The organism is Xenorhabdus sp. SGI 60, assembly GCF_056632175.1.
In genome coordinates, this window is record NZ_CP196860.1 from 974167 (window position 1) to 994702 (window position 20536).

A 20536-nucleotide genomic window follows, 5' to 3' on the forward strand; every position below is an offset into this window, starting at 1 on the left:
AAAGATTAATTTATCGTTATTGTATTTATCGTTATTGTATTTATGCTGGTTATATCAGTCTTTGACACGTTTTCTCAATTGATCTTTTACCACTTTGCCATTGGCATTTCGCGGTAAAGTTAAAAAAGTATATCCTTTGGGGCGTTTATAGCGTGCTATTACCGTACAAATGTAATCATTTAACTCTTGCTCTGTGATGGATGCATTTTCGTCGAGTTCAATAAAAGCATGGGGAACTTCCCCCCAAATAGGGATGAATAGGGATCGGGTTTTTGGGGGTTTCGCTACAACAGCAACCGCTAACACACCCGGGTAACTCGATAAAGCATTTTCCAGTTCAAGGCTGGAAATATTCTCACCACCGGAAATATAATGATATCTGGTTATTTAGGAGATTTATTGATGAAAATATACAGATATGCAGTATTGCCGATGGCCCTTAGAGTGGCTCTGTTTTTTTCTGGAATGAGTGTTAATGCAATAGCGGCTTCATCATGTGGTTCTTCGAATACGACAATTATTTCCGGTGATGAGACAGAACCCTGTAATCTGTCAAGTGGTGAAAGTCTTACTATCGATAAAGGTGTATCGATTGATGTTCCTAGAGGAAGTAACAACAATGATATGTATGGTCTGGAATTCAGTGCGGTCAATGTCGGCGATAACAATAATGAGGCACCAAAAACTTTAGTTGATGGCATTGAGAATAATGGAGTTTTGCAGGGAAGCAGTGGAGTCACAGTAACTCACAGTGGCTCTGTTGGACAATTGCTTAATCACGGAAATATAAGTGGAGTGAGCGGAGCTATATGGGTTTCAGGTCAAATAAACACGTTAGATAATGATGGCTCAATTACAGCTATTAATGACCCTGATTCATTTAATGCAATAAGGATCCAGCCGGCAATTAACGCAAATAATAATGATCAATATGGCCGCGTAGATACCCTCCTAAATCGGAAAGAAGGAGAGATCGATTGATGGGATAACAATTATAACTTCAAAACTTAAGAATCTTGATAATCGTGGAATACTGACATCTCATAAGTATAATGCCATTTACTCTCGCAACGTTTGATATCGAATCTGGCAGTAATGTCGGCACTTTCAATAATGATGGAACAGTGACTGGCCCCAATCACGGCGTTCTGATCCAGGATGGGGGATACCTCGAAAACCTGAATAATAACTCCGGAAGTAAAGGGATCACGGCTGATCAGGACGCCATTCAGGTCACTGGGCAGGGTAAGGCTCTTCTGGATACTCCTAATCCCCAGATCAGACCGTCCAAGATTAAACAAATTACCAACGCTTCCCTGCTATATGGAAAGCGAAATGGAATTTATATCGACGATAAAGGCGTTGTTGATACCATCACGAATTTGGATGGCGGCGTAATAAAGGGAGACCAATTCTCTATAAAGAATAATGGCACCATCACTAACGATATTCATAATTCAGGCGCAATTGATGGCAATGTAGAGCTTGGCAGCGCCAGTCTTTATATGTCTGGTCCAAATGCAACCCTGAAAGGCAATGTGTCCGGGGCGAAAAATTCAGGTGTCACCATCGGGGGAAAAAGTGCTACGACGGGAAATCTGGATCTTACATTTACTAACGACATGAACGTCGACACGGTCAATATATTATCCGGCAGCACGTTACGTCTGGGTGACGGACATAAAACGGGAAGCATTACCAGTAATGTGGATAATGAGGGGAGCCTTTATTTCAACCGGAACGATAAAGTTACCTATAACCACATTATTAGTGGAGCAGGATCAGTTCACCAAGTGGGTAATGGCACAACCATTTTGACAGATGCGAATACCTATACCGGTGAGACAAAAATAGAATCGGGTATTTTGCAACTTGGCGATAAAGGGACGGCAGGAAGCATCGATAATACTTCCAAAGTGACAATCGGGCAGGGCGGTGTACTGGCCGTCGACCGAACGGATCACACCCTCTTTGCCGCTGATATTGAAGGCGTAGGTTCCCTTCACCAACAGGGTACAGGTGATTTGACTCTGACCGGCAATGTGACCACGGGTAAGCCAGTATCAGTTGCATCAGGCAAACTGCAATTTGGCGATGGTGCCACAATCGGCAAGCTTTCGCTCGCCGGAATTAACAATAATGGGTCGGTTATCATTGCCGGTGCTGCTAACAGTGTGGTGACACTTGATGGTGAAATAAACGGAACAGGCACGCTGGAGATCACCGGCGGCAGAGCTATCATAACCAGTGACAGCACCTACTCGGGCCAGACGACCATTGGCAATGGCGCAACGTTACAACTTGGTCATGGTGGAACGACCGGAAATCTTACCAAGAGCGATATTTTAAACAAAGGTACTGTGGCGCTCAATCTGAATGGAACAAGCAACTTTGATGGTGTTATTTCTGGCAGTGGCCATATCAATAAGATTGGCTCTGGCATAACGACACTCAGTTCAAATTCCTCGGCTTTTACAGGATCAACGCATGTTAAGGAGGGAACCCTTGTCGTTGATAGCCAGCTAGGCACAACAACCTCGACTTTCAAAGTTAAAAATGGGGGGATGTTAATGGTACTGGCATCATTGGCGGCATGACAACGATCGAAAGCGGCGGTCACCTTACGGGCAAACAAGGTGATACTCTGACATTTAGCAACGATCTTATTCTCAGTAGCGGCGCAAATGTGGATATTTCGCTTGGGGCAGAGGATACATCCGCGTCGGCATTATTTGATGTTCGTGGTGATCTGACACTGGCAGGAACGCTTAATGTCACGGATCTTGGTGGGTTAGCCGCGGGGGAATACGATATATTCCACTATGGCGGCACCTTAACCAATAACGGAATGACATTCACTGGCGGCAAACCGGACTCGCTCTCTCTCGTTACAAATAGAAACCATAAAGTCCATCTCATCAATACTGGCGGTATGCGCCTGAACTATTGGGATGGTGGTGATACCCGTAAACACAACAATAATGCCATTGATGGTGGTAATGGTATTTGGCAGGTCGGTGGAAATGATAACTGGACGTCAAAAACAGGAGATCTCAATGCCAGTTGGAAAAGTGCTGACCAGTTTGCCATTTTCTCAGGGACCGCGGGTACTGTGCAGGTAGATAATAGCGGTGGCAATGTCACTGTCAATGGTATGCAGTTTAGCGCCGATGGTTATAAAATCACCGGCGCCGCTCTGATTTTAGAAAATGATAAAACAGGCAGCGCCAAAATTCGGGTTGGAACGGGTAATAAGTCAACAGCCAGTAGGATTGCCACGATTGAGTCAATCCTGACGGGTTCGGCTACACTTGAGACAACGGATGACGGTACGTTGGTTTTAACAGGTGAAAATGATTACACCGGTGGCACGACAGTGACGCAGGGTGTGCTCCAGATAGGGGACGGCGGCACAAAAGGCAGTCTCACCGGTGATGTGGTCACCGGCAGTCAAGGGACACTGGCTTTTGACCGCTCAGATGCCGTAACGTTTGGCGGTAATCTCACCGGCGATGGCAGGCTGGCTCAAAACGGTAAAGGCACGCTGGTGCTCACCGGCACGAATGCCCATACGGGCGGCACGACAGTGACGCAGGGTGTCCTTCAGGTCGGGGACGGCGGCACGAAAGGCAGTCTCACCGGTGATGTGGTCACCGGCAGTCAAGGGACACTGGCTTTTGACCGCTCAGATGCCGTAACGTTTGGCGGTAATCTCACCGGCGATGGCAGGCTGGCTCAAAACGGTAAAGGCACGCTGGTGCTCACCGGCACGAATGCCCATACGGGCGGCACGACAGTGACGCAGGGTGTCCTTCAGGTCGGGGACGGCGGCACGAAAGGCAGTCTCACCGGTGATGTGGTCACCGGCAGTCAAGGGACGCTGGCTTTTGACCGCTCAGATGCCGTAACGTTTGGCGGTAATCTCACCGGCGATGGCAGGCTGGCTCAAAACGGTAAAGGCACGCTGGTGCTCACCGGCACGAATGCCCATACGGGCGGCACGACAGTGACGCAGGGTGTCCTTCAGGTCGGGGACGGCGGCACGAAAGGCAGTCTCACCGGTGATGTGGTCACCGGCAGTCAAGGGAGGGACACTGATTTTCAACCGTGCTGATCAAGTGGCATTTTCCGGTTCCCTGAAAGGGCAAGGGAAAATGGTGCAGTCTGGTAACGGTACGACCCTTCTGACAGGCGCTAACAGCTATACAGGCACGACAGAAGTACAGAAGGGAGTGCTTCGCCAGGGAGCGGAAGGGGCTTTCAGTGCAGATTCGTCTTATACCATCGGACAGCAGGGTAAGTTTGATATGGGCGGATTTAATACGGCTATTTCCGCTTTGAGTAACAGTGGTACCGTCTTGTTTGGCGGAGATGATAAAGCCGTAGGGCGCACACTGATGATCGCAGGGGACTATAGCGGTAATAACGGTATGGTGAGTTTGTCGACCGTGTTGGAAGGCGATAACTCAAAGACTGACAGACTGGTGGTGAACGGCAGTACATCCGGTACCACTCATCTCGTGATCAAAAATGTCGCTGGAGCGGGTGCGCCGACGAATGAAGGCATCAAGGTTGTTGATGTGAAAGGCACGTCGGACGGCACTTTCAGTTTGGTTGGTGACTATAGTTATAAGGGAGAGTCAGCCGTTGTGGCCGGTGCCTATGCTTACCGTCTTTATCAGCATGGCATTGATAATTCGGATGGAAACTGGTATCTGCGCTCGTCACTGACCCATCCAAAACCCAACCCAGACCCGAAACCGGAACCGGAACCAGAACCACCTCGGCTCTATCATGCTGGTGTTAGCGTTTACGAGGCCTATGGCCGGGTTTTACAGACCCTGAATATGCCTGAGTCCTTACATGACCGGATTGGTGGGCGTAAGAGCAGCAGACTACATGGTGATGGTTTCAGAACCGCGGCTGACGAGGGTAACGCAGACGATAACACAAACCCGTTGCCCAATGGCGCATGGGGACGAATGACAGCCTCTTACGGCAAATTATCGCCACGTATCACCACATCTGGAGCTGGCGATATCACCTATAATATGGCTCGTGTTCAAATCGGCCTGGACAGACGCTTTTATGAAAATGACCACGGCTCAATGGTTGGTGGTGGTTTTCTGCAATATTCGAATATTAATGCAAAAGTAGGCTCTGTGCATGGTGAAGGTAAAATTCGTGCGAATGGTTACACGATAGGTGCGACAAGTACATGGTATGGCAATAATGGGTTTTATTTGGATGGATTAACTCAACTTAACTACTTTGAAAATGATCTGGATTCAAAGACGGCCAGTCGGCAACTGGGGAACAATAAGTCCGCTCTGGGTTATGCGTTGAGTCTGGAAACAGGACAACAATTTGATTTGACTTCAGAATGGTCACTGACCCCACAGGCACAGCTTATGTTCTCTTCCATCGATATGAATGACTTCCATGACACATTCGGAACCAAAGTCCGCTTTGAACAAAGCAGGAACATGAAATTGCGCATGGGTGCGACGCTAGACTACAGCCAAAAGTGGAGAGATGATCAGGGTAAGAATGAAAAAGCCACTAATCTTTACGGCCTTTTCAACATCCGTCAGGAAATTTTGTGGCGTAATGACGCGGTTGATGTTGCTGATGTTGCCTTCCACGGAGGGAATGATCTCACTTGGGGTGAGACTGGTGTTGGTGGTTCTTACAGTTGGGGGGATGGCCAGTATTCCGTTTTCGGTCAGACTTCAGTCAACACCAGCCTGAATAATTTTGCTGATAGCTATGAAATGAGTGCAAAAATTGGGCTAAGGGTGACGTGGTAATATAAAAATATGCAATAAGAATGAAACCGTGGAAAATTATTCCACGGTAATCACTATCAGATAGTCATAGGTGGGACGGGCGGGCCATCCTGCCAGAGAGATAAAAAAGTTAGAGAATTGAATTGGACCACTATAATCATTAAAAGCCACATTATAGACTATTCCATAAGTTGGACTTTGCGGATTAGGTGTTATTATGTTTTCAGCCCATGTATTATCAAGACGGGGGCTTTGTAGGCAATCCACTGTACATATTAGATTTCCAGGTGATCCATCATAAGCAAATGAACTAGCAATTCCATAGTCAGGATTCTGATCATTCCAAGTGAAGAAAACCCTTCCAGTAGAGCTATCTTTTAACTGTGCGAAATAATAATATTGAGATACTCTTTGAAAGAAAATCGATACACGTGAACCATTTCCTATCGCTGGAAATAAAAGTGTTTGCATAGCCATAGTTAAAACTCTCCCATAGTATGATTTATGTTGCCAACAAGATTATTAATTGTTACCTGTATAATACAATGCCCAAATTTTTGACCTTTTAGATTTATTTTAAACTCTCCATATTCGTTTGTAGTCATTGAGTATCTAGTATCAGGATTTGAACCAATTTCAGGAACGTCAATGATATTAACGGGTTGAATTAGTTTATACTGGAAATTAGTGTTTTTAATTAATTCATTCTTTTGTTTATCGTAAACCTGAATTGTTAGAATTTCATATTCATAACCGACTGGTTCATATCCAGTTATCATTAGAATAGCTTCAAGAGATGACTGCGGAGGATGTGTCTTTTTGCGGCTCTGTCTTTTGAATTGTGACATGGCTAGTTGCAGATGACACCGTATTTCCTGTCCAGTCGGTAACAGTATAGAAAACATCATAGCTACCAAGAGGAATATCAGAAAATGGTATTATTATTTCATAATTTGGAAAATGGATATTTTCCTCTATAATATAAAATGGTTTCGAAGATATATTGTTATTCAGATGAACAATAATATAATCACCAATATGGGCGTGTTCATACTGGTTGACTACTACCACCAATATAGGTTGGCTTAGCTCTGATTCGTCAATAATACCATTACTGCTTTGTGGTAAAAAAGGAACCGTGACTGTTGTTTATCGGCAACATCACCTCTGGCAAATTAATTTAATTATTTTGATATTACCGAAGGAGTTTATGTGGGTGCATCTAAAATTTCTTAGATAAACTAAACTGCGCCGGATAATAAAAAATGACAGTTATTATCTGCCACTTATTTTGGTTAGTTAAGGTTCTGCTGTCCCAAAGCTTGTACCAAAGCTCCTGATATAAAGTTTCGATTTCTGGTTCTGAGCAACACGTCTGTAGTCTATTGCGATAGTGCTATCGTCATCACCACCTGATGAGCCATAACCCATCAACAATTCAGGTTTGATGATAACCTTATAATAACCATCTATTATTTCATTCGGTTTCACAGAGTGATTTTCAATAACTAAGATCGGTAAAGGACGGGCTGGTGAGGTAGTATCGACGCTGTATGAAATATAAGCTTTAATCGTGATCATGTCACCTGCGGCTATTGTTGTATCCGTTTCGTTCGAGTCGGATAGCAGTCGTACTTCAAGACCTTTTTGACCAATACTGTTGATATTGACTGCCTGATATATACCAATAAATACTCCGAACTGATCATATACTTCTGGAGCAAGCAGAGTTCGGTTTTTATCATTGGGAACTTGGGGTGTTATTGCCGCCACTATCATAGTTTATGTAATTAAGCTTAGATCCTACAGTATTGCCTTTTTCGTCAAGCCCAACATAGCTGATAAAATTATCACCAGCATATAGATTGTCATAATCGGCTGACAATTTATAATATCCGCTCTGTTCTCGCTCTAACTGTCCAAAACATAGCTGTTTCTTATAAATGTTATTTTCATCGTCCGTCACAAACCCGATGATGAAATCACCGGATTTCGCGCCAGGGTAATTTGGAATCATGAAATGGAAATTATCCGTTTGATCCGGCCTTGTTAAATTAGAAGATGAGTATGTTTCCTCAATAACAGGCGGTTCAAAGCTATCGGATGTATTAAGCTTAATAGTGTTAATAAATATGGTTTCTTTTTGACTGTATTCCTATCTGACTGAAGATCGTATCAATCGCAACGAACCGACTGTACTTTGAGTCGCGTATATTTTTAGGTTAACAGCATCTATTGATGGTTTATTAATCAAATAGTAATAATATTGTTTTTCCAGATCAACATCATAAGCAGGAATTTCCTTCATGTCCTCCGCAGTGAATATTCGTAGAGGCGCTGTTGCACGAAGCGGAATATCATAGTTTGAAATTGCCCCTCCCTTTTTCATCATCGGATTGATTGACGCTGAAATAAATGGGTTATTTGTGGGATTATCAGAGGACTTAGCAGTTTGATCATACAGATAAGTTGAAGCTCCTCTCAGTACACAAGTATTTGGTTTAAGTGTCGGGTTATCGACGGGGTGATAGGTTACCTGCCCTTTCGGTTTACTCGCCGAATCTGCAGTAAATTTGATTTCGTGATCAGTACTGCTTTCGTCGGCCTGAAATATCAGTTGTTGGGAAAATTTTTCCTTAACAACCGTACCGGGGAATGTCTTGATTAATTTCACACCGGGCGGGAGAGCAGCACTGACTTCTACAGTACTCTGAATATTATTTTCACCACTTATTGAAACAACCACACTGAAGGGTTGCCCTTTGATAATATTTGCCTTATCCGCAGGAACTGTTGTTATGATAGTCATTATATTATCCTTTCAAAGTATAAAGTTTACTCTTCACTGAAAACCACATTTTGTAGGTGATACCGACCTCGTCCAGCAATGAAAACGTTCGATTTCTGGTTCTGAGCAACACGTCTGTAGTCTATTGCGAAGTGCTTACGTCATCACCACCTGATCGGTGGTGAGCCAGCAACTCATCGGCCATAAACGCGACCATTAAAATGCTTTTTATCATTTTTCGTTATCTTTCCGGTTTCACAGTAGTGAATATAAACAACCACAATCGGTAATGGGTTACGTGCTGGTGGAGTGACGCTTATAAAGCTTTAATCGTGATCATGTCACCTGCGGCTATTGTATGTATCCTGGTTTCGTCGAATCGGATAGCAGTCGTACTTCAAGACCTTTTTGACCAATACTGTTGATATTGACTGCTCAATATACCAAAAATACTCCGAACTGATCAATCTTCTGACAAGCAGAGTTCGGTTTCATCATCGGATTTGGCGTTATTGCCGCCATACATAGTTTATGTAATTAAGCTTAATATTCCTGACATGCCTTTTTCGTTAAGCCCAACATAGCTGATAAAATTATCACCAGCATATAGATTGTCATAATCGGCTGACAATTTATAATATCCGCTCTGTTCTCGCTCTAACTGTCCAAAACATAGCTGTTTCTTATAAATGTTATTTTCATCGTCCGTCACAAACCCGATGATGAAATCACCGGATTTCGCGCCAGGGTAATTTGGAATGATGAAATGGAAATTATCCGTTTGATCCGGCCTTGTTAATTTAGAAGATGAGTATGTTTCCTCAATAACAGGCGGTTCAAAGGCAATTGGAAGTATTAAGCGTAATAGTGTTAAAAATATGGTTTCTTTTTGACGCATTCTCATCACTGAATATCGTATCCCACGAACCGACTGATACTTTGAGTCGCGTATATTTTTAGGTTAACAGCATCTATTGATGGTTTATTAATCAAATAGTAATAATAATTTTTTTCCAGATCAACATCATAAGCAGGAAATTTCATTCATGTCCTCCGCAGTGAATATTCGTAGCAGGCGCTGTTGCACGAAGAGGGAATATCATAGTTTGAAATTGCCCCTCCCTTTTTCATCATCGGATTGATTGACGCTGAAATAAATGGGTTATTTGTGGGAATCAGAGGACTTAGCAGGGTTGGATATACAAGATAAGTTGAGGCTCCTCTCAGTACACAAGTATTTGGATTTAAGTGTCGGGTTATCGACGGGGTGATAGGTTACCTGCCCTTTCGGTTTACTCGCCGAGTCTGAAGTAAATTTGATTTCGTGATCGGCAACCGCTTTCGTCGGCCTGAAATATCAGTTGTTGGGAAAAGTTTTCCTTAACAACCGTACCGGGGAATGTCTTGATTAATTTCACACCGGGCGGGAGAGCAGCACTGACTTCTACAGTACTCTGAATATTATTTTCACCACTTATTGAAACAACCACACTGAAGGGTTGCCCTTTGATAATATTTGCTTATCCGCAGGAACTGTTGTTATGATAGTCATTATATTATCCTTTCAAAGTATAAAGTTTACTCTTCACTGAAAACCACATTTTGTAGGGGTGGTCGACAGCAGGTTTTGACTCTTTATCGAAAAATAACAGGAATGACAGTATTTATATTTAGCATGGCCAATTTGAGAATATTGGAAATGGCATTTAAAAAATGCTCCACGGTGAGAATAAACAAGCCCCAGTTTCGGTTGGCTCCGCTGGGGGCCCGAAGTGCAATTGATACCCTGATAGCGGCCTGTTCGTCAATTTGGATACATGATAGTGTCTTTGATGAGTGTCCGGTTACCAGTGACTCGTAAGATATCAATTCATGTCCGGCAGGAGATATAGGAATAGCTGAGTTGTTTTCATCAACAATGATTATCTTAATTGGATGATTGAAAGAGACATTATTTAATAGTGAAAGATAATTTTTGTCGATAAATAATATTTTGGGATGCAGTTTTTCAAAAACAAAATTTAATGTGGCTGCGTCTGTTCGGATACTCAAGGCATTAAGAATGCCGCCGGACAAAGGAACGGCAAAATGTAATTCAAGCAGTTCGTGGATATTGGGTAAAATAGCCGAGACTACGCTTCCTTTATTCACCCCCATTTGTTGGAGAGAGATAGCTATCCTTTCACAGCGATTGGCATATTGGTGCCAGGTCCAACGCTGTTTTCCATCAATGATGGCGATATCATTTCCATTGCTTAATACAGCCCTTTTAAGAAATAAAATCGGTGATAATGCAGTGCCGGTATATTCATGTAAGAATGAATTATCGAGGATCATACTCTTCACTCCATATTATTATCGTTAACAAAATGTTATGTACTTTAAAAGTAATCTCTGGCAGCAGAATAAGCAATGTCAGAAAAATTTAGGGAAGGAGCTTTATTTCGATTTTCCATGTAAATGATGTGACTTTATTTTGTGTTTTTTAATATGCTGCTTTAATTTATTAAACTTGATAAAGTCACGGTTTAAAAATAAATCGAAGAGTTCTATTTTTAGATAATAAAAAAACGTTCACCACTAATACAAAAGGAAAAACTATGTTCAATTTAGCCGGAAAAATTGCTTTTATTTCAGGTGGCACCAAAGGTATTGGCACGGGAATTGCCAAGGTATTGAAGCAAGCTGGTGCGGTTACTATTATTGCCGGTACTGATGAGGTGAGAGGGGAAGCCATTGCCAAAGCGCTGGAAGTTGATTTCATTCCCCTTGATGTGACTGATCAAGCAGCATGTAAAAACGTGATTGCCCAGATTGTTGAAAAGTACGGCCGGCTCGATATTCTTTGTTCCAATGCAGGTATTTTTCCACAGCATTATCTGAAAGATATGACTGCGGAGGATTGGGATTTAGTGCACAACGTCAACCTTAAAGGGACATTTTTTCTGGTACAAGCGGCATTGAATGTCATGGAAAAACAGCGTTACGGGCGCGTTGTTATCACTTCATCAATAACGGGTGAGATAACGGGTATTCAGGGTTACAGTCACTATGGTGCCAGTAAGGCAGGGCAACTAGGGTTTATGCGTAGTGCAGCGTTGGAATATGCGGGGCAAGGTATCACCATTAATGCAGTTATGCCAGGTATGATCATGACGGAAGGTTTAACGTCATTTGGTGATGAATTCCTCAGTCATGCGAAAGATATCACGCCAATGCGGGCTTTGGGTACGCCTGAAGATATCGGCTATGCCGCCTGTTTCCTGGCTTCCGATGAAGCGAAATATATTACCGGACAAACGATTGTCGTTGATGGTGGGCAGGTTTTGCCAGAAGTACAGGAAGCCTGATCATGTTACAAAGATTGTCGTAAGACAGTAGAAAAAGGTAAAATGTCTATCCAGTAAACACAGGGAGGGGGATTTGTTCTCTTCCTGATTTTTATTGTCTGAATCAGGTAAGAAATATTATGTCACTGAATGATGAGCGTAAACCTCTTCCACTGCCAAATGGGAACAAAAAAGTCTTGTTGCACTCTTGTTGTGCGCCATGTTCTGGGGAAGTGATGGAAGCCATGTTGGCTTCAGGAGTTGACTTCACAATATTTTTCTATAACCCGAATATTCATCCCCTGAAAGAATACGAGTTACGTAAAGATGAAAATATCCGTTTTGCGCAGGAGATGGGCATTCCTTTTATCGACGCCGATTACGACCGTGATAATTGGTTTGAACGCGCGAAAGGAATGGAAAATGAGCCTGAACGCGGTATTCGTTGCACAATGTGTTTTGATATGCGTTTCGAACGAACAGCACTTTATGCCTACGAACATGGTTTCCCAGTGATTACCAGCTCACTCGGTATCTCGCGCTGGAAAAATATGCAGCAAATCAATGAATGTGGGGTTCGTGCTGCGTCCCGTTACCCTGACTTAATGTATTGGGAATATAACTGGCGTAAAGGGGGCGGATCTGCCCGCATGATAGAAATCAGTAAACGAGAAGCGTTCTATCAGCAGGAATATTGTGGTTGTATTTACTCGTTGCGGGATACTAATCGCCATCGTCTGGCTACCGGCCGTGAAAGAATTAAATTAGGCACAGTCTTTTATAGTGCAGATAGCAAGCAAAAAGAATAAAAAAAAAGCCTGCGCGGAAGCAGGCCAAAAATACGGCAAATATAAAAATCCCTGGTGGTGACTTAGAGCTTAGTCGGATTAGCTCTAAACAGTGATGAGTCACCATGACTATATGCGAGATGAGACAGCGTCGTCCAATGGATTGCACAGATCAATAAGAGAAGATTGATCGATAAAAACGATCATACATGATTTAGGCAATATCTTAGCCTAATTGTGGTTGCGGCTTTTCAGTTTGATCTAAACAAGTTTATATAAAACTGGAAAGCCTTGATTTATGGAAGATAGCACTAACTATTAGTTATTAAATTAATCATTAATCTTTGCCGTATCTGGAGCGATTAGGTGTACAGCCAAAACGTCGGCGATAGCTTTGAGTGAAATAGGACTGGCTGGAAAAACCCGATTCCAATGAAATATCGGCGATACTCATTTCGCTATTTAGTAATAGTTGATGAGCATAAAGAATGCGTTGTTCACTAATCCAGGCCCTGGGTGAAGTGCCATAGACACTGTTAAAAAGCTCCTTAAAAGAAGTTAACCCCATACCGAATTCACGTGCGAAGTCATTCAATTTCCATTCTTTGAGATAGTGAGCCTCCATAAATGTTTGCAGGCGTTCTACCGGGCGGTTGCTTAATTTCCGTAGAATAGACATTAACAATGCGCCTTGTTTACCCAAGGAAAGCAGTAACAATAACTCTTCAACTCTTAGTTGAACCAAAGCCGGAGGGGAATCATGCGTCAGTAAGTTCGCCAGCCCGCGAATGCTTTCCATTAATAAGGGAAACTGATTAAAAGGAATCAACCTGGAAGCAGAAAATTCCTGTCGCTCTAACTGACTTAATAATGAGCCGAAACGTTGTAAAAAACGACGTAAAAACTCCATGTGTAAGGGCAACCATAAGAGCTGACAACTTTCTGTATTGGTTTTAGCTGCATAACTTCCGGGGTGGGTAAAAAGGATTTCATTCGATTTAATGTGATAAGTGTTTATACAATCTTTCCACACCATTTCGCCATCAAGTAAAATATATAGCCCTCTTTGTTTATGCTCCAGGATATTGAAATCCGGCATAGTTAATTGGATTGTGCAAATATGCTTTTGGTTTAAGCCCGTCGTCCTTTTCATCTAATACTCCTAATTTTCCGTATCGTGAGTAATCGTTTTTTGATGAGTGCATGAAGTGTTTTTTTATTATTAAATAACCGCTGGCATTATATAACTAAACATAAACTAAATAGCTATTGAGAATAACGTGTTTTTCATGGCATCTAACCATGATGCATTTTTATTAATGTATTGTATGTGTTGTTAATAAATTGTGGGTTTATGTGATTTGTATATATGAAATAAGAAATTAAATTTATGTATTTTCTTATTTCATAAATGTGAGAAAATTAAATGACAAATCAGAGGATTAAACTCAAATAGAAGCTTTATCCGTGTAATAACGCTATAAATAACTCTGTTATAGCTTAGTAGATTGTTTTTTATACTTGTACAATGGTAGGATGTGCTTCCACAGTCTGTTGCTGTTACCTGCTAAGGCATATGTATAGATATATTTTGCTGATGAAATATAAGAAAAAACCACAAAAACGAGAACAATATGAAAATGTATCGTTTTTCAGATAACGCTTTTTTATGCAGTGTATGGCTCCTTTGGGGAATTGCATTGGGACTATATCTGTATGGTGCGCATTTTAGTTGCACCATGACAGCAATTTTATCTTTTTTAGCCTTAGTGTTTTACTTTATGAAAATGAAATTGAGAATAAACGCTATGTTTGGAAAAAAAACAACCGAAGCAGCGACTGCCAGTTCTGCGACACCTGCTATGGGCATCAAAGCTGAAGAGAAAAAATTACCTGAAACCGAGATCCGTCCCAATACCATTATTGCAAAAAACTCTGTCTTCAAGGGGGATGTCGAAATGGACGGGGATATCCAGATCTGGGGTAAAGTTGTTGGCAATATTCGCGTAAAAGGTGGTGCCATTCGGATTATGCATGCCGGCAAAGTAGAAGGTGAGCTGAATGCACCTGAAATTATCATTGATGGTCATGTTGAAGGCACATGCTGTGCGGAGACATTAGATATCCTTGAACATGGCGAGTTACGGGGCATTAGCCGTTGCGGCAGTATGTCAATTCGACGTGGTGGATTGTTTTTTGGTCAATCTGAACAGGTTGATAATAAGAAAAAAATAGAAATGGAACGCGTTGTTTCTATTAGAGAAAATCAGGGTGATAAACCAAAAGTGAAAAGCAACGCTTGATCATCAAGGAGGCGTTGTGATTGTCGAATTGGAAACAGAAAGGTTGTGGCTCCGGGCCAGGAAAGCCTCGGACAGAGAACCTTTCTTTCACCTAAGTAGTCATCCTGACGTAATGGAATTTTTCCCTGACATACTGACTAAAGCGCAGAGCGATACTTTTATCGATAATTGCATTCGTAAGTTTGAAACGCAGGGCGGTTGGGGATTATGGGCGGTTGAATTAAAACAGAGTGGTAAATTTATGGGGTGTGTGGGACTGAATATCCCGAACATCAAATTTCCATTCTCGCCTTTTGTTGAAATCGTCTGGCGTCTGGATAAGCCATTTTGGGGGCAAGGTTATACTTGTGAAGCTGCCCGCCGAATTTTTGACTTTGCATTTACCGAAATCGGGTTGGAAGAGGTTGTCGCTTTTACCACGGTTTCTAATTACCACTCGGAAAATGTCATGAAAAAATTGGGCATGGTCAGGGATGAAAAAACATTTCTCCATCCTGGGTTGGAAGAAAATCATCCATTAAGGGAACATGTTCTGTACCGGCTTCGGTGTTCAGATTTTGTATGAAAATGGTTGAACGCCATCAAGGTTATCCTAATGGATAGAGATAACCTTGATGGAAACTGTTTTATGCCAGATTATTATTGTCTGGATATGACCAGAGCGACGCGGCCAATGAATTTGATATCGCTGATTGCACAATCAAAAGTGACGTCGCTATCGCTGACCCGAATCTTGCTGATTGGGATTTTGGCAATCTTTTTGATACTGTGCATACCTTCAATATCCACCAGCCATAAACCATCTTGAATATTATCTTCCTGCGTATCCAGCAGATACCATGAGGCACCATCATCAACAATCAGTGGATTTTTGAGTTCCTTGGAAATCAATTCGCTGTCCAAAATCACAGGGCTAACTTCATTGAGTTTACCGCCCGATAATTTTACACGAGAAATGGATGGGGCAATGATATCTTCCAACCGTTCCGCTTTTTTGCCGCTTTCTCCATCTGGGAACATTTCTCCCTGACCCGTGCTCAGCCACAGCAGTGAAGCGCCAGTTTCGAGATTGCACTGGATGATCCAATCCGCAGGGAAACTATCACGAAGGTAGCGGTTTGCCATCGTGCTTTTGGAAACGCCCAAATGGTCACTTAGGGCCTGACGTGATTTAAATCCATATGCGCGGACAAGACGTTCAATAGCAGGTCTTCCCCCACTATTGGCCCCCATTTTGATCTCAATATTGGTATTTTTCATTGACAGTACAGATAAGAGCTATTAGTATCCCACCGGTGTTCTCGATATGAGATCATTGGTGAGTCCGAATTGGTTAAGATGAAAACCATTGAGAGATATTGCATCATGAACGCCCAAATTTCAATCTTTATGCCTGATATTGAAGTATTTCGGAAATGCCATTGAGGATAGATAGAGAGTTTGAAATGAAGAGAATGTTGGCAATAGCGGGGAATCGTGAGGATCGTTTTGTAGGAAAATGTTGAGGGAAAATATGGCGAATACTGAGCAAGAAAAGTTTACCCAAATTAACCTCGGCCAGCGGCTGGAAGGATTGAATCACCTGTCGAGGATTAGGGCGACATATTGGGGTGACAATGGAAAGGAGTTAAATCGGTTTTTGGCTGATATGCGTGATAAAAGAGACGGTTACTATGAAGAAAATAAACGAGCGTTATCTGCCATTTTCTATTTGGCGAATATCCCGCACTCCCGCCACGATAGTGAATTCAACCATTTTACCCAAGAGGAAAAGCAGGCGCTGATTAAGGCAATGAATCATATTAAGGTTGTTGTCAGTCAATTTCCGAAGTACCTGACATTACCTAATTAATGACAGCTTTCTATCTAAATATGTTATCTCTTTTTTGAACAAATGGCATGGATACGCCAGGCCCTTACTCGTCCTGAATATGGTGAACTTGATGAATAGTAACGTTATCACTTATGAACAAAGCATACCGCTGGGTGTTTCAATGGCGGAGCGCCTGTTATGGGAAGTTAACGCGGAAGATCATCAATGGCGTCACCAATATATAGGACAACTGCCGGATTTTCTGGCGAAATATTTTAGTCACCGTTATATCGATATCTTTAATCGCTCAGGCCGCCGTGATGCAAATTCTTTCCTGAGAAAAGCGGTTGGACAGAAAGTCTTGCCAAGATTGCAGTTAGTAAAAGAAAAATATCAGTTTAACCACTATATTTCTGGTGTGGCACCTTTTCCTTTTATTGAACAATTGGAAAATGTAGCAACGTATGATCGCAAACAGCTCTTGAAACTTGCTCACGACATTTCCGTTTTTATTTCTGGTAATTATGAGCACTATTCTTTGCGTGTTTCTCAAAAACATTCATCAACTTCTGTTGGCGGCAAAGATGAGTCATTTTCCCGTGTCGCTAAGTTGTACCAATTACTGGCAAAGCTGACTTTGCAATGTGGCACTCATCCGCCTTATTGGCAACGTTTCAATCATGGCCGCAAACTGCCATCAGTTGATCAACTCTGTTCTGGCATGTTACGCATGATGTCTGCCCGCTGGTGGTATTTTCGTTTAAAACGCCTGCGTGATATCCGATCTGAACATATGGCAATTGCCGTTGGGCAGGTACAGCAAGTCGCTTCTCCTTATGTTTCACGTCAGGCGTTACGGGAATGGCTGGAACAAAAACGGCGTAACCGTGAATTTTTCAAGCATTTTGATTTGGAAAATGAAAAAGGGGAGCGAATTTCACTGGCAGAGACCGTTATTCATAGCAACGCAAATCCGGCAATCCGACGTTGTGAATTGATGGTCAGAATGCGCGGTTTCGAAGATATTGCCAACAAGATGCAATGTGTTGGGGAATTTTATACCATCACTGCGCCTGCAAAATATCATGCTGTCCAGCATAAGGGCGGGTTTGTCAAATCCTGGAATGGCGCAACACCACGTGATACTCAACGTTATTTATGCGGTGTCTGGGCAAAAGCTCGGGCTGCGTTGGCACGAGCAGGGATCAATGTCTTTGGTTTCCGTGTAGTGGAACCACATCATGATGGTACTCCCCATTGGCATATGGTGCTGTTTATGTTGCCGGAGCATTTGCAGCAAGTCAGAAAACTCCTTGAGCATTACGCCTGTCAGGAAGAACAGGGCGAATTACAGGACGATGAAGCTAAAAAAGCGCGTTTTAATTATCGGGCGATTGACCCCAGTAAAGGCAGCGCAACGGGCTATATTGCCAAATATATTTCTAAAAATATTGATGGTTATGCGCTGGAAGAAGAAAAAGACCATGAAACCGGCGAACCCCTGCGCGATATGGCTAAATCAGTGACTGCCTGGGCGAGTCGCTGGCGTATTCGCCAATTTCAACAAATCGGCGGCGCTCCCGTTTCGGTTTGGCGCGAATTGCGTCGGCTCAGGGAAGTACGCCTGTCTGACCACAAGATAAACGCAGTGTTACAAGCGGCAGATGAAGGAAATTGGGCTGCTTATACCCAAGCACAGGGCGGACCTTGGGTTTCACGTCGTGATTTAATTATTCGTTTATCTTACAAAAATATCCCTTTTGGCAGTCCTTATGGTGAGGATGTTCAATCCATACAAGGTGTGACCTCACCATTTTTGTCCCACGCAGAATTTATTTGTACGCGGCTCCACCAATGGACCATCGTGCCAAAATCAGAATCGACGGTTACCTCTGAACGAATTGTTTATAAAAGACGCATAAAATTTTCCTCTTGGAGTTCTGTCAATAACTGTACGGATGAACAGGTAAGTAGAAAGGTAGCGGGTTATACAGACCGCAGAATTGTCATAGCAGAAAAATCAAACAAATTGGCAAATATTTCTGCTAAAACAACAAACAATAGTTACTAACTATTAAATTTAATGACTAAAACAGGTAAAAAATACTTTAATTTTAGTCTTATTACGTGTACTGTATATATATACAGTTTCTTATATGGAGGCAGATAGATCAGTGGAATCTCTTATAGAATCATTGGTAGCGCAACGTATCAATTTCATTGCTAGAATGGCAACAAGCTGCGAATGCAATCATGCGGAAGACAAAGAGCTGGCACTGGTTTGGATAGCAGAGCTATCTGCACCTTATGAAAAAAGGTTTAACAGTTACCAGGGTAAACAGGAAAGCGATCTGTTAGGTAATGAGGTGAGCAGAAACAAAATGTTAGGGAATTCGGGTGCAATAATAGAAGAATAGATCTGGCGGCGGGGGAAAGCATGCGAGTAGAGATACTTTTCGATAAACGAGCTAATGTTTCTGAATCAGTCATATCTTCATTAGAAAGTGAACTAAAAAAAAGAATATTACCACACTATCCTGATACGAATTTTAGAGTTGGAATTAGCAGCAGCACCTCCGTAAGGGTGACAGGGACTAAAAAAAGTAGTGAACACGACCACATGATGGAACTCATTCAAGAGGTTTGGGAGGATGACAGTTGGCTATCTGATTAACGCTGACAAAGTGGCAATATCCTCCAATGAATAGCAGTTATTGTAATAAGAGATAATAACCAAGGGGCAGGAAATCGTTTCCTGCCCTTGGTTTATGTATTACTTACCTGACAATCTCACCATATTGAGGCATTTCGCTAATTATTTGATCATAACTCTCCGATTTACTAACTGACTTTTGCAAAGAGAAAGGAGAGTGTATGCAAGTTATCGCACAACAAAATGAGACAGTTGATGCCATTTGCTGGCGTCATTATGGCCGTACATTGGGAATGACTGAGCGTGTGTTGCTGGCAAACCCTGGATTGGCTGATTTTGGCGTGGTACTGCCGCATGGAACGAAAGTTGAAATGCCAGAATTTATGCCTGCCGCCAGTAAACCTATTATCCAGCTTTGGGATTAAGGGGAGGCTGAACTGGTTTGTTGGGAATTAATACACTAAAAAAAATGCCCTTAATTATGAGCCTGGTCATTGGCGGAAGCCTTGGCTGGTGGGGGCATCGTTTCCTGTTTCTCAGCGAAGTAGCGAGCTTGAAACAGCAACATGCTGTACAGCTTGCTGCCATCAACCAAAAAGCCCATTCAGAAACGTTGGCGGCTATTGGGCAAATGAAAGACGCCCAAAATCGGGCTGCACAATTGGATGAATACTATTCAGGAAAATTAGCTCATGTCACCGAAAAAAATGCGGCTTTGCGGGCTGACATTATTGCTGGTCATAGGCGGGTGCAAATCGCCGCCGCCAACCTTGCTACCTGTCAACTCACCCAAAGCCGAGATACCCGCGCCCGCCGCATGGGCGATGGAACCCAAGTCGAACTCACTGCAAAAGCTGGACATGCTATTTACGATATCCGAACCGGCATCATCAAAGACCAGGCCAAATTAGATTATTTACAACAGTATGTGCGGGATGTTGTTCGGCAGTGTAAATCAGAATGATCGCACCTTATTGCAATGCTGTTTTCAAGGCCTTCTTTGGAATGAAAGAAGGCCTTTTATTTTATTGATTTAAAAGGTTTTTATTCTGGATTTGTATACTATTTCTTAC

Annotated in this window: 24 protein-coding genes; 14 read left to right on the forward strand and 10 right to left on the reverse strand. The window is 42.5% G+C overall.

Annotation, left to right across the window (positions count from 1 at the left end):
* Window positions 1–54 precede the first annotated feature (54 nt).
* A complete protein-coding gene (locus tag ACSJJG_RS04485; protein WP_481090380.1) occupies window positions 55–387 on the reverse strand; it encodes an AMP-binding enzyme in 333 nt (110 codons plus the stop codon).
* Between the two features lie 15 nt (window positions 388–402).
* On the opposite strand from ACSJJG_RS04485, the gene ACSJJG_RS04490 reads away from it, so the two are divergent.
* From ACSJJG_RS04490 to ACSJJG_RS04505, 4 genes are all read left to right on the forward strand, one after another.
* Entirely contained in the window at window positions 403–981 is a 579-nt protein-coding gene (locus ACSJJG_RS04490; RefSeq protein WP_481088648.1) for a hypothetical protein, read from the forward strand.
* A gap of 71 nt (window positions 982–1052) precedes the next feature.
* Complete coding sequence (locus ACSJJG_RS04495) at window positions 1053–2597, forward strand: autotransporter-associated beta strand repeat-containing protein (protein WP_481088649.1); 1545 nt, start codon at window positions 1053–1055, stop codon at window positions 2595–2597.
* The gene (locus ACSJJG_RS04500) at window positions 2594–4114 is read left to right on the forward strand and encodes an autotransporter-associated beta strand repeat-containing protein (RefSeq protein WP_481088650.1); all 1521 of its coding nucleotides are present in this window, start codon (window positions 2594–2596) and stop codon (window positions 4112–4114) included. Before ACSJJG_RS04495 ends, ACSJJG_RS04500 begins: the two co-directional genes overlap by 4 nt.
* Complete coding sequence (locus ACSJJG_RS04505; RefSeq protein WP_481090381.1) at window positions 4065–5810, forward strand: autotransporter family protein; 1746 nt, start codon at window positions 4065–4067, stop codon at window positions 5808–5810. The genes ACSJJG_RS04500 and ACSJJG_RS04505 overlap by 50 nt, the downstream gene beginning before the upstream one ends.
* 36 nt (window positions 5811–5846) lie before the next feature.
* On the opposite strand, the gene ACSJJG_RS04510 is transcribed toward ACSJJG_RS04505, so the two are convergent.
* From ACSJJG_RS04510 to ACSJJG_RS04540, 7 genes are all read right to left on the reverse strand, one after another.
* Window positions 5847–6266, reverse strand: a complete 420-nt coding sequence (locus ACSJJG_RS04510) for a hypothetical protein (RefSeq protein WP_481088651.1) — start codon at window positions 6264–6266, stop codon at window positions 5847–5849.
* A gap of 2 nt (window positions 6267–6268) precedes the next feature.
* The gene (locus tag ACSJJG_RS04515) at window positions 6269–6637 is read right to left on the reverse strand and encodes a hypothetical protein (RefSeq protein ID WP_481088652.1); all 369 of its coding nucleotides are present in this window, start codon (window positions 6635–6637) and stop codon (window positions 6269–6271) included.
* Window positions 6638–7088: 451 nt separating this feature from the next.
* Window positions 7089–7568, reverse strand: a complete 480-nt coding sequence (locus ACSJJG_RS04520) for a hypothetical protein (protein WP_481088653.1) — start codon at window positions 7566–7568, stop codon at window positions 7089–7091.
* The gene (locus ACSJJG_RS04525) at window positions 7531–7806 is read right to left on the reverse strand and encodes a hypothetical protein (RefSeq protein WP_481088654.1); all 276 of its coding nucleotides are present in this window, start codon (window positions 7804–7806) and stop codon (window positions 7531–7533) included. Before ACSJJG_RS04525 ends, ACSJJG_RS04520 begins: the two co-directional genes overlap by 38 nt.
* A gap of 138 nt (window positions 7807–7944) precedes the next feature.
* Window positions 7945–8598 (reverse strand): hypothetical protein, encoded by a 654-nt coding sequence (locus tag ACSJJG_RS04530; RefSeq protein ID WP_481088655.1) that lies wholly within the window; start codon window positions 8596–8598, stop codon window positions 7945–7947.
* 508 nt (window positions 8599–9106) lie between these two features.
* The gene (locus ACSJJG_RS04535) at window positions 9107–9475 is read right to left on the reverse strand and encodes a hypothetical protein (protein ID WP_481088656.1); all 369 of its coding nucleotides are present in this window, start codon (window positions 9473–9475) and stop codon (window positions 9107–9109) included.
* Between the two features lie 737 nt (window positions 9476–10212).
* Window positions 10213–10914, reverse strand: a complete 702-nt coding sequence (locus ACSJJG_RS04540) for an AMP-binding protein (RefSeq protein ID WP_481088657.1) — start codon at window positions 10912–10914, stop codon at window positions 10213–10215.
* A 263-nt stretch (window positions 10915–11177) separates the two neighbouring features.
* On the opposite strand from ACSJJG_RS04540, the gene ACSJJG_RS04545 reads away from it, so the two are divergent.
* Window positions 11178–11927 (forward strand): SDR family oxidoreductase, encoded by a 750-nt coding sequence (locus ACSJJG_RS04545; RefSeq protein ID WP_481088658.1) that lies wholly within the window; start codon window positions 11178–11180, stop codon window positions 11925–11927.
* Window positions 11928–12046: 119 nt separating this feature from the next.
* On the forward strand, window positions 12047–12715 hold the full coding sequence (locus tag ACSJJG_RS04550) for an epoxyqueuosine reductase QueH (RefSeq protein WP_047767801.1): 669 nt from the start codon (window positions 12047–12049) through the stop codon (window positions 12713–12715).
* 316 nt (window positions 12716–13031) lie between these two features.
* On the opposite strand, the gene ACSJJG_RS04555 is transcribed toward ACSJJG_RS04550, so the two are convergent.
* Window positions 13032–13847: a helix-turn-helix transcriptional regulator gene (locus ACSJJG_RS04555; RefSeq protein ID WP_481088659.1), complete on the reverse strand. Its 816-nt coding sequence runs from the start codon at window positions 13845–13847 to the stop codon at window positions 13032–13034.
* A 655-nt stretch (window positions 13848–14502) separates the two neighbouring features.
* Here ACSJJG_RS04555 and ACSJJG_RS04560 point away from each other — a divergent pair.
* Window positions 14503–14997, forward strand: coding sequence for a bactofilin family protein (locus ACSJJG_RS04560; protein ID WP_481088660.1), 495 nt, complete (start codon window positions 14503–14505; stop codon window positions 14995–14997).
* 16 nt (window positions 14998–15013) lie between these two features.
* Window positions 15014–15562, forward strand: coding sequence for a GNAT family N-acetyltransferase (locus ACSJJG_RS04565; RefSeq protein WP_481088661.1), 549 nt, complete (start codon window positions 15014–15016; stop codon window positions 15560–15562).
* A gap of 74 nt (window positions 15563–15636) precedes the next feature.
* On the opposite strand, the gene ACSJJG_RS04570 is transcribed toward ACSJJG_RS04565, so the two are convergent.
* Window positions 15637–16257 carry a phage repressor protein CI gene (locus ACSJJG_RS04570; protein WP_481088662.1) on the reverse strand — a complete coding sequence of 207 codons (621 nt, stop codon included), beginning with the start codon at window positions 16255–16257 and terminating at the stop codon, window positions 15637–15639.
* Between the two features lie 253 nt (window positions 16258–16510).
* Here ACSJJG_RS04570 and ACSJJG_RS04575 point away from each other — a divergent pair, with 253 nt between their 5' ends.
* The 6 genes from ACSJJG_RS04575 (at window position 16511) to ACSJJG_RS04600 (ending at window position 20427) form a co-directional block, all read left to right on the forward strand.
* Window positions 16511–16849 carry a DUF5347 family protein gene (locus ACSJJG_RS04575; RefSeq protein ID WP_481088663.1) on the forward strand — a complete coding sequence of 113 codons (339 nt, stop codon included), beginning with the start codon at window positions 16511–16513 and terminating at the stop codon, window positions 16847–16849.
* Between the two features lie 91 nt (window positions 16850–16940).
* Entirely contained in the window at window positions 16941–18881 is a 1941-nt protein-coding gene (locus tag ACSJJG_RS04580; RefSeq protein ID WP_481088664.1) for a replication endonuclease, read from the forward strand.
* A gap of 103 nt (window positions 18882–18984) precedes the next feature.
* A complete protein-coding gene (locus tag ACSJJG_RS04585) occupies window positions 18985–19227 on the forward strand; it encodes a hypothetical protein (RefSeq protein ID WP_481088665.1) in 243 nt (80 codons plus the stop codon).
* Window positions 19228–19247: 20 nt separating this feature from the next.
* Window positions 19248–19484 carry a DinI-like family protein gene (locus ACSJJG_RS04590; RefSeq protein WP_481088666.1) on the forward strand — a complete coding sequence of 79 codons (237 nt, stop codon included), beginning with the start codon at window positions 19248–19250 and terminating at the stop codon, window positions 19482–19484.
* Between the two features lie 200 nt (window positions 19485–19684).
* Window positions 19685–19888 carry a tail protein X gene (locus ACSJJG_RS04595; protein WP_481088667.1) on the forward strand — a complete coding sequence of 68 codons (204 nt, stop codon included), beginning with the start codon at window positions 19685–19687 and terminating at the stop codon, window positions 19886–19888.
* Window positions 19889–19944: 56 nt separating this feature from the next.
* A complete protein-coding gene (locus tag ACSJJG_RS04600) occupies window positions 19945–20427 on the forward strand; it encodes a lysis system i-spanin subunit Rz (protein ID WP_481088668.1) in 483 nt (160 codons plus the stop codon).
* Window positions 20428–20536 lie beyond the last annotated feature (109 nt).